The sequence below is a fragment of the Anabaena catenula FACHB-362 genome, assembly GCF_014698735.1.
In the GTDB taxonomy this organism is placed as follows: domain Bacteria; phylum Cyanobacteriota; class Cyanobacteriia; order Cyanobacteriales; family Nostocaceae; genus Anabaena; species Anabaena variabilis_A.
This window is the reverse complement of record NZ_JACJTQ010000041.1, coordinates 37,371-46,946: the sequence shown is the minus strand read 5'-3', so window position 1 is coordinate 46,946 and position 9,576 is coordinate 37,371. Positions and strand designations below refer to the sequence as shown.

At 37.7% G+C, this 9,576-nt stretch carries 7 protein-coding genes and 1 pseudogene; 4 read left to right on the top strand and 4 right to left on the bottom strand.

The window, feature by feature from the left end:
• Positions 1–1,063 (top strand): annotated as a pseudogene (locus tag H6G68_RS21160) (hypothetical protein); the annotation flags it as partial.
• Positions 1,064–1,119: 56 nt separating this feature from the next.
• Positions 1,120–2,355 (top strand): WG repeat-containing protein, encoded by a 1,236-nt coding sequence (locus tag H6G68_RS21155; RefSeq protein WP_190908408.1) that lies wholly within the window; start codon positions 1,120–1,122, stop codon positions 2,353–2,355.
• Between the two features lie 140 nt (positions 2,356–2,495).
• Here H6G68_RS21155 and H6G68_RS21150 read toward each other — a convergent pair whose 3' ends face one another.
• A complete protein-coding gene (locus tag H6G68_RS21150; protein ID WP_190908409.1) occupies positions 2,496–5,018 on the bottom strand; it encodes a sigma 54-interacting transcriptional regulator in 2,523 nt (840 codons plus the stop codon).
• Between the two features lie 1,005 nt (positions 5,019–6,023).
• Here H6G68_RS21150 and H6G68_RS21145 point away from each other — a divergent pair.
• Positions 6,024–6,440, top strand: a complete 417-nt coding sequence (locus H6G68_RS21145; RefSeq protein WP_190908407.1) for a XisH family protein — start codon at positions 6,024–6,026, stop codon at positions 6,438–6,440.
• Positions 6,428–6,763: a XisI protein gene (locus tag H6G68_RS21140; RefSeq protein ID WP_190908406.1), complete on the top strand. Its 336-nt coding sequence runs from the start codon at positions 6,428–6,430 to the stop codon at positions 6,761–6,763. The genes H6G68_RS21145 and H6G68_RS21140 overlap by 13 nt, the downstream gene beginning before the upstream one ends.
• A gap of 5 nt (positions 6,764–6,768) precedes the next feature.
• Here H6G68_RS21140 and H6G68_RS21135 read toward each other — a convergent pair whose 3' ends face one another.
• The 3 genes from H6G68_RS21135 to H6G68_RS21125 form a co-directional block, all read right to left on the bottom strand.
• Entirely contained in the window at positions 6,769–7,962 is a 1,194-nt protein-coding gene (locus H6G68_RS21135; protein ID WP_190908405.1) for an MFS transporter, read from the bottom strand.
• A gap of 26 nt (positions 7,963–7,988) precedes the next feature.
• Positions 7,989–8,483 carry a hypothetical protein gene (locus H6G68_RS21130; RefSeq protein ID WP_190908404.1) on the bottom strand — a complete coding sequence of 165 codons (495 nt, stop codon included), beginning with the start codon at positions 8,481–8,483 and terminating at the stop codon, positions 7,989–7,991.
• 157 nt (positions 8,484–8,640) lie between these two features.
• Positions 8,641–9,354: a rubrerythrin family protein gene (locus tag H6G68_RS21125; RefSeq protein WP_190908403.1), complete on the bottom strand. Its 714-nt coding sequence runs from the start codon at positions 9,352–9,354 to the stop codon at positions 8,641–8,643.
• Positions 9,355–9,576: the final 222 nt, after the last annotated feature.

The following is a 9,576-nucleotide window of genomic DNA, read 5'->3' as shown; positions in this document are numbered from 1 at the left end:
TGATTTTAGTGAAACGGTGTTGGAGTTTAAAGCGAATAGGTTAGGGGAAAAAATAACGCAAAGTTTCACAGTTAAAAACCCCATTCCAGATACTTTGCTAGAAGGTAAATGGGAAGTTGCACCTCATCCTCAAGACCCTCCACATACTCCAGATAATCATGCTTGGATTTCGGTGACACCTGCTCAGTTTAACGGGAATCATACTCGTTGTCAGGTTGAAGTAGATACGAGTAAATTGATGGCAGATAAGCAGTATAAACGTCAACTTATTTTCCATAGTAATGCTTATCCAGCAAGTCATACTTTAACGGTGAAGGTGCAGACAGCGGCTTTACTGATTGAGAAGCGAGAAGTATCTTATGCAGGATTAATTAAACTGTTTTCAATAGCTGCGGTAGTAGCTATGGTTACAAGTTTGTTTATTACTTATGCCATAACTCCGGTTACTATTTGGTTATTACAAAATTTGGGATATGAGGGGATACTCTCTATGCTTGGGGTGTGGGGTGTTGTTACACTCCTGGGTGTGATTTGGAGTTTTACTAAAGTAGTAAATACAAAAGAAACTTCGTATTCATATTCATATATTGTGGGTGAAGTTGTGGCTTTGGCTGTAGCTGTTTCTGTAGCTGGGGCTGCGGTTGGTCTTGTGGTTGGAAGTGTGGTTGGGAATATACTTAAACTTGCAGTTAATCATAGCGGTTTTGATCTAGTTTGGCAGGTTGTGGGTTCGATTTTCAACGCGGCTATACCTTTCGTTCTAGTGGGTGTTTTCACTTGGGGTGTGTGTTGGGTTGTATATTGGGTTTTTTATCGGGTTGTAAATTTTGTGGCTGTGGACTTAGCTGAAGATTCGGTTATGGGTAGACTTTTACTACTGGTAACAGGGTTTGGGGCTAGTGCAGGAATTGGTATAATAATTGGTTTTCTAAATCCTTTGATTTTGTTAGCTCTAACTGGAACAAGTTTACCCACACTTGCTATGTTATTTTATTCACCAATTAGCCACCGTCAATTAATTGCTAAATATCGCCAGTCTGAGGAATCTTTAATTAAGCCATAGAAGATTAAGCTAAACTTGCATTAAATTACGTCAATTGAAAATTAAAAGGTGAATCTATGCTATTGCAAAGCGAAAAACAACAGAGTATTAAATTAGTAGGTATTGGACTAGGAGTTGGACTATTAATTCCTTTCCTATGTATATTATCCAGTATTATTTTTGCCCTCAATTCTTATTTAGTGATTGCGCCGAAATTCGATGAAGCTGATTATTTTTATCAAGGGTTAGCCAAGGTTAAAATTTCTGATAAATATGGCTATATAGACAAAACAGGTAAAACTGTTATCCCCATACAATTTGATTTGATTGATGAATTTCATGAAGGTTTAGCTAAGGTTAGAATTGGTTATAAATATGGATATATAGATAAAACAGGTAAAATTGTTATTCCCACACAATTTGATTCGATTGATATTTATGAATTTCATGAAGGGTTCGCTAAGGTTAAAATTGGTGATGAACATGGCTATTATAAATATGGATATATAGATAAAACAGGTAAAATTGTTATTCCCACACAATTTGGACAAGCTGATAACTTTCACAAAGGTTTAGCTAAAATTAGAATTGGTGATGAATATGGCTATGTAGATAAAACAGGTAAAATTAAAATTCTGATATCACTCACGTCTGAAAAAGCTGATTCTGTTGAAGAAGAATTAAGACCAGCTAAAGTTGGTGATAAATATGGCTATGTAGATAAAACAGGTAAAACTGTTATTACACCCCAATTTTATGAAGCTGGTAACTTTCATGAAGGATTGGCTGATGTCAGAAATTATATTAAGCTGAGTGAGTTTAATAGTGACTTCAAATATGGCTATATAGATGAAACAGGTAAAATTGTTATTCCGCTTCAATTTGACGAAGTTGGTAGCTTTAACGAAGGTTTAGCAAGTGTTGAAATTGGCGGTAAATGGGGCTATATAGATAAAGCAGGTAAAATTTTTATCCCCCCACAATTTAATAAAGTTGGTAACTTTAACGAAGGTTTAGCAAGTGTTGAAATTGGCGGTAAATGGGGCTATATAGATAGAACAGGTGAAATTGTTATCGCACCTAAATTCTATAGTTTGGAAGACTATTATATAGTGGGTGATTTTCACAAAGGTTTAGCAAGGATTCAAATTGGTGACGAATCAGGCTATATAGATAAAACAGGCAAAATTGTCTTCACACTAGAATTTGAGAAAGACGAGTCTGAAGCCAAGTCTAAGGAAGCACAATCCTTACAAGAGGGATTAAAACCAGTCCAAATGGGACACAAATATGGTTATATTCGCACTCCTTAAAAATGAAAATGTCTGAATCAGGATTCTCAAGATTAAAGGATGAACAGGATGAATGATTCTTGATAAATAGGAAATCTTGTTAATCCTTAAATCCTCTAAATCCTTAAATCCTGTAAATCCTGATTCAGACAATTAATCTTTCACACAATCAACATCCACATACTGCTACCTAAAACAACAGATCCCAAGTGTTGCCAAAGCAGCATCCGTAAGGGTTGTCGAGCAATTTTTTGTGTTAAAACTATCGTTAACAGCACAGAAAACACCAAGGTAGAACCTTGTAAAAATGCAATCACAGCTGGATGTGCTACCAATATTGGCAACTGTTCACCATTTAAACCAAAAGTTGCAAAAGTCACGGGCAAAATTCGCCCTCCTTCATTTAAACCCAAACGTAAATAATGCGCTAAATTGCCCCCCAATATCAAAGGTAAATAACCATAAACAAGTTCGATAAAAGGTCTAGGTTTAGAAGATGTTTGCATCTTGGATTTTCCCAGCCAGTAAAAAAGTTGCATTAATTTATATGCCCCAAAAGGAACAGCCACAGGAATAATTAACGCCAACAGCGATAAACCTAAATGTGGCATAAACTGGTTTAAATCTAGTTCTAAACCTAACAAAGTTTGTAATTCTGGTAAACGATGTAAATATACCCCACCCAAGAGTAAAAATAATAATGCCACTTCATAACTGCGGGGGGTATGAGTTGTCCACAATTCAATTCCAGGAGGACGTAAGTTGAAGGCTACAGAACGATGGGGACAAGCTTTTAAACAAGTCATGCACAGAACACAATCGCGGTTTTCTTCTAACTGGGCTGGGTGGGAATATATAGGACAGCCGTTAGTTTCTAAACCTTCGCCTTTTTGCACTCCGCCTTTATAACATTGATAAGTTGTGCAACTGGCAGAACAGATACCTTGTTCAGCGCGAAGTTCGGTCATTGAGAGTTTAGCAAATAAACCATTCATTCCACCAATAGGACAGAGATAGCGACACCAAAACCGCCGCTCAAAAATTGCAGAACAAATCATTGCGCCGGCGGTAATTAATAATAGTAACCAAGCCGAAAGATAAGCTGTATTTTCTAAATGCCAAAGTTCTTCCCAGAGGAAAATGAGGGTAAATAAACCAAATAAAAACCAGCCACCCCATTTTTCAGCTTTTTCTCTCGGCCAGCGTTGGAGTGTGCGCGGAAATAATATCAAAGATAGCTTTTGGGTGATTTCTCCATAAATCATAAATGGACAAACGGAACACCAGACCCGCCCTAAAAAGGGAAATATCAACAGCGAGAAAGGCCACCACCAAGCCCAAAACATATTTAAAGCAAAATTGCGATCGCGTGTTTGCGGTCCCATAAACAACACAGCCACAATCAAGGGAAAGGCTATGACTGTAAAACCATAGTTGATACGTTCCGGCCACCAAGGACTTCGCAGAAATCGCCGCAACCCTGGATAGGCATTTAATAAATTTACCCGAAATTGCTGTTGCTTGGGTTGGGTAGCCCAAAAGAGTTCGGGTGTTAATTCTCTGCCTGTTCCCGCTTGCACTATGGCGCGTTCAACGATATTTTTGAGTTCTTTGAGGTTTCCGGGAAAATCATAGGACTGAAGGCTGCGTAAAGCTTCTGGAGTCATCCGTGGTTTCGCTAAACCTCTGGAACGAACATAAAGACCAGCGTAATATTCCACCTGCACTTTAATATCCGCTTTCCGTACCCGTAACGGCGGGACTTTAATACTATGTCCAACACAGCGCTCAACAGTTGATAAAGTTTTTTCTGACACCATGAGAATCCGGGCGTTACTGGTGCGAGGTTCAGCAGCTGGATCTTCAGGACGAGTGGTAGGGGAATATGTCCCTGTTTTGAGTAGCTGTATCAAACTCGGTAATAATTCTGTGGGTAATTCTTGGATATTGTTGAGAATGAGAGTACCCGCTCCCAACCATTCCAACAGTCCTGGTTTACCACCAGCACGACCAAATAAATCTGCACCGCTATGTTGGAGAATGCCACAATTAAGTTTAATAATCGGTTGTCGTCGTTGGGGGGAACTATAGTGAATTAGGGCGGCGATATTATCTTTGTCTAAACCAGGTTCTCCAAAGATAACTACAGATTTCTTGTCGTGTGTAGCTTTGCGAATTTGCTCTCGTAACTTGACAGCATACCGACTTGTACCCACAATTCCCCGTTGGGCTTTGGTGACTAGATAGGGTCGCAAAGCGAGAGAACGCTCTTGTTCGTAGGTTAACGCAGATGCTAACTGAGCCAATTCTTGAGCTAATAGACGAGACAAAGCTTGGCTAATTTCTGGGTATTGACTGACTAAATCCTGGAATTTGGCGCGGGGGATAACCCAGAGATGACATTCTGTGAGGGTGGTAATTGTGAATGGGGTTAATTCATCTAAGAGTATTTCTTTGAGGTGAATGACTGCACCAGGAAGGAACCCACAGACATTATCGCTTTCTATTTGACCATTTACGAGAATATAGAGGGCTTTTGGGGATATTCCTTCAGTAACGAGGTTTTTTCCAGCGGGAATAACGGTTTCTTCTATGGCCGCAGGCATCGCATTCAATACCTCAGATGAGAGAATGCCTAGAGTTGTACGTTCTTGTAGCCATGTAACAATTTCTGGAGATGTCAGCATCAGTTCTCCGTGCAGGCGTATAACCCAAATTATCGCTGAAATTCCTGACAAAATAACTTTGTTCAGATGTTGTACATCAATAGTGCAGTTGTTGTCGCCCCCTAAAAGCTGCATCTTTACCAGATGGAGCCGACTATATCACCTTAGCGTTGGCTATGTGGCTAGATATCACAACTCATGAATTTTTTCATCCCACCGTTGCTGATTTTGCCCCCAGGAGAATTGGGTTAACCATTTAAATTCGATAATTACGACTTTTAGAAAACAGGTTGTTAATTAATGAAGGGTTTCACCCCTCATAGCTAAAACCTTGGTTTTACATGGTTAACTTGCTTTAAAATCAGTTTTAGGTAAATATATAAAGTGTCTTAAAACCCACTGAAATCAAGTCTGGATAAAGATGAGGGGTGTGACCCCTTTTTAATTTACCAACAGTCTCTTTTCAGTCATCCGGACATTTTATCAGAAATTTATCTAGTAATTTTCTGTTGCATTAACAGAGATCTATGTTGGGAAGTGTCAAGAATGAACAATCTAAAAAATAAAAGAAAATGCCAATTTGGCAACCACCTGATGATGAACCAAGTTAAATTGTATTAGACAAACGAAAGCAAGGCAGTTGTTAAAAGGTTTAACAAATTAGCAAATGATTCTTGTTAAGGTTGTCCGACAAATAAATAGAATTAGTGTTTGCTGCAATAGGAATACTCACTGAGTAGAGGCGTTATCGTTAACCTGTAGATTACCCCCCTAAGAAACGATTAGCGTTATGTGTATATTCCTGAATCGCTTCAGCAGCAAATAGTAGAGTGGGAGAGAATGGCGCTTGATAATGCCTCCTCCCACTCTCTTTTTTTGGCGGGTATATTTCACGCATAGACACCCGGAGGTTGGTTTCCCGCTTTCTGAGACGCATAGACAGATTTTTTTGATAACTGCAAATAAACAAGTTACTTAAGCTACAGGGGGTTTAAGATAAAATTAGAGATTTTGTGAAGATAAATGGCTGCTAAAGACTTATTCCATGATGCTGTAAAACAAGCACTTTTAAAAGAACAGTGGGTGATTACAGCAGATCCCCTTAAAATTAGAATTGAGGGTGTAAAGTTTGAGATTGACTTAGCAGCAGATAAAGTTGTTGCCGCTGATAAAGCAGGATTAAAAATTGCAGTTGAAATCAAAAGCTTTATTAATAGCTCGGTTATTACTGATTTTCACGCAGCGTTAGGGCAGTTTTTGAACTATCGCCTCGCACTACAAATGAAAGAATCTGATAGAATACTTTATTTAGCAGTTCCCTCAGATACGTTTGAATCTTTTTTTCAAGAGCTATTTATTCAGGAAGCTATCAAGCTTTATCAAGTGAAGTTAATCATCTATGATCAATTTCAGGAGGTAATTGTCCAATGGAAAGATTAGAGCATTATCGTCAAATTATCCGCCAAGTATTAATTTCTCATGCTACTTTTGAGAGTGGTGATTCAGATATTGAATGCCAGCTTGTATTTGACACAGAAAATGATCATTACCAGATTTTAGATATTGGCTGGGAGGGAATGAAGCGAGTTTACAACTGTTACATTCATTTAGATATTAAAGATGGCAAGATTTGGATTCAGCGTAATATGACAGATGTAGATATTGCACAGGAATTAGTTGAAATGGGTGTAGCAAAGGAGGATATTGTTTTAGGTTTGCATCCGCCATATAAGCGACAGTATACAGGTTATGGTCACATTTAACTCCCTCACTCACAAGTCAAATACCTAAATACGAAAAATATCAAAATCGTAAACCCCACAGCTGCGAAAAATACGCTATTTATTCCCCCAAAACCAAACGCAACACCCATCAACAACGGCCCCAAGGTTTGCCCTAAACCAAAAAATGTCCCATTCACTGATACAACCGTTGCCAAATATTCTCTGGGTGCTAACTCCGCTAACAAAGTTTGAATGCTGGGAAAACCAATTCCTAAACCAATACCCAATATTGTTGTCGGGATTAACAATAACCAAATACTTGAGACAAAAGGAACAATTAACATTGATAAAGCATATAAAATATAGGATGCCTTAATTAAAGTTGTCGGTTGATATCTTCTTGCTAATTTACCCAATTGAGAAGATGTAACTGTAATTGCTACAGATACACTTGAAAGTATTAAGCCAATGGTAGAAGGCGGTGCTTTGAAAGTATCATTAATTAATTGTGGTAAATAGGTAACATAAGCACCATAAAGCAGCACAAAATTAGACGCACTGGCAATAAATAAACCAAATAATCGCCGATTTTTGATGATTGTTCCCGCATTAGTCAAATATTCTTGAAGATTGCGATCGCCTTTTGGTTCTGGATTCTTCAAAGCAAACAACACCAGCAAACCTATAGGAATAGCTACCGCAGGCAACATAAAGGGATAATACCACCCCAGCGTTGCTAATGCACCACCAATTAACGGATAACTTGCCGTACCTACACTGCTAAAACTGGCATTGTATCCCATAGCAGCAGCACGTCTATCTCCTGTATATAAATCACCAATTAAAGTAATACTTAACGACAATAAAGAAGCCGCACCAATTCCTTGCAATAAGCGTAAACATAACAATAAATTAAAATCACGAGCAAAAGCGCAAGCTGTACCAGCAATCCCAAATAAAAATAAAGAAGGTACAATAATTTTTTTTCTGCCCCATCTATCAGCTAATATTCCAATTACAGGCCCCAAAATCAAGGCAGGTAATGTAAATACTGTAATTAACAATCCCAAATTTTTGGGGTTGATATTTAAAGATTTAGCTAAATAAGGAAATGCAGGAGTAACGCTAGAAACTCCAATCACAGCAATCAGAGTCACTGCACAAATAATCTGAAAATTAAATTCTTGATAAACGGGTTTACGGTTATCAAATTGAGATTGTTGTTCTGATGAATTCATAATGATGCACCTCTAGATAATTAATGTTATGTATTCTCTTTCAGAAACAAAATATAATCAACTATGTTTTGTTTACTATTAAACATAGTTGTTTCATAATAAGTTAGGCGACGATGTTCACCAGAATGCAAAACAACAACAATCCAATATACTTGGTTATCAATTTGGATTTTTTGACCAAACTTAGCTTTAGTAGTAAATGAAGAACTGCGTGAGTTAATTAGTACTGTTTCAATTTCATTAAGTGGTAGTTCAATCACTCCCTGAGAAAATATATTTCGTTGTCGCAAGGTGATTTTACCAAGTGCTGAATTGAAATTGCAAGTTAGTACTTCATGACAATTATCAATATCTAAAAAGAAAATACTAATAAATGCACTTGTTAACAACCAAAAACCAAGCATTGTCCAGCCACCAAAAACCGATAAGTTTATTCCCAGGATGGGAGTAAAAGAATGATAGAATATATCTAGTTGAGAGTATTCTTCACTTCTGTACAGTTTTCTGATTTTTGGCTGCATATTTATTTCTCCAGAAATTAAAACCAGTTAGTTAAAAATATAAAAAATCCCCCTTCCATATTTTATACATTATGAGTAAATGATCAGGGAAGAGGGATAAAGGCTAGATTACTTGTAATTTACTTAAATTGAACCGAGAAACTCGATCAGTGTTGTCTTAAGCAGCAACTTTTTCCTCAAGAGGTTTAAAAGTCTTTTTAGTAGCACCGCAAATAGGACAACTCCAATCATCAGGAATTGCGGCAAAAGGTGTACCAGGTGCAATTCCCGAATCAGGATCACCAGCAACAGGATCATAAATCATGCTGCATTGTCTACAAATCCATTTTTGAGTTGCGGGATCTTCACCTGCTACTCTAGTTACAGCTTGTCCTCCATTTAATACTTCCAAAGCTTCAGAGTAGCGATCTGCATGGTAATTTTCAATGAATTTTAGCAACCCAAAACGGTGTGCTGCGGAGCGGAATGTGTTAGCGTGATCGCTAGATTCTTGAGCTTGTTTGAGAAATTCTTCTGCTGCGGGGTTATCTCTGTCTTGTTGAGCAGCAGCAGCAAATTCAGGATACATTGTAGTGTATTCATAGGTTTCACCTTCAATTGCTAAAGACAAACAACGAGAGATAATTTCCCGTTTTTGTTCATCAGTTAAAGCTGTTGCATCTTTAACAACTAGTTCTGGATGTAATAACTCAAAATGTGCAAAAGCGTGTTCAGTTTCTTGATCTGCTGTTTCCTTAAAAAGTTTTGCTAAGTCTGAAAAACCCAGTTGACGGGCTACATTAGCAAAAAACAGGTATTTGCGATTTGCCATCGATTCACCACCGAAAGCAGATTCTAAGTTTTGAAGTGTAGTAAAGTTTGACAAATCCATAATTATTTGTGTGTGCCTGCGAAGTGATATTTCCTGGGAAAAACAGACTTTAAAACTAGGTTAGATGAGGCGATATATAAAATATTTAAACAGGTTTTATCCAACCTATTTCTGCCCATCTTTAAATTACCCATTTTCTTAGCTGCTCTAGACGATTATAAAACCGAAACTGGTTGTTAGTTTATCGATTTTATGCCGAATTTTATGCTTTCTTTGTGAAGA

Coding starts and splice junctions, on each gene's coding strand:
- H6G68_RS21130 (WP_190908404.1), bottom strand. CDS start 8,483: ATGCAGCCAAAAATCAGAAAACTGTACAGAAGTGAAGAATACTCTCAA.
- H6G68_RS21155 (WP_190908408.1), top strand. CDS start 1,120: ATGCTATTGCAAAGCGAAAAACAACAGAGTATTAAATTAGTAGGTATT.
- H6G68_RS21125 (WP_190908403.1), bottom strand. CDS start 9,354: ATGGATTTGTCAAACTTTACTACACTTCAAAACTTAGAATCTGCTTTC.
- H6G68_RS21145 (WP_190908407.1), top strand. CDS start 6,024: ATGGCTGCTAAAGACTTATTCCATGATGCTGTAAAACAAGCACTTTTA.
- H6G68_RS21140 (WP_190908406.1), top strand. CDS start 6,428: ATGGAAAGATTAGAGCATTATCGTCAAATTATCCGCCAAGTATTAATT.
- H6G68_RS21135 (WP_190908405.1), bottom strand. CDS start 7,962: ATGAATTCATCAGAACAACAATCTCAATTTGATAACCGTAAACCCGTT.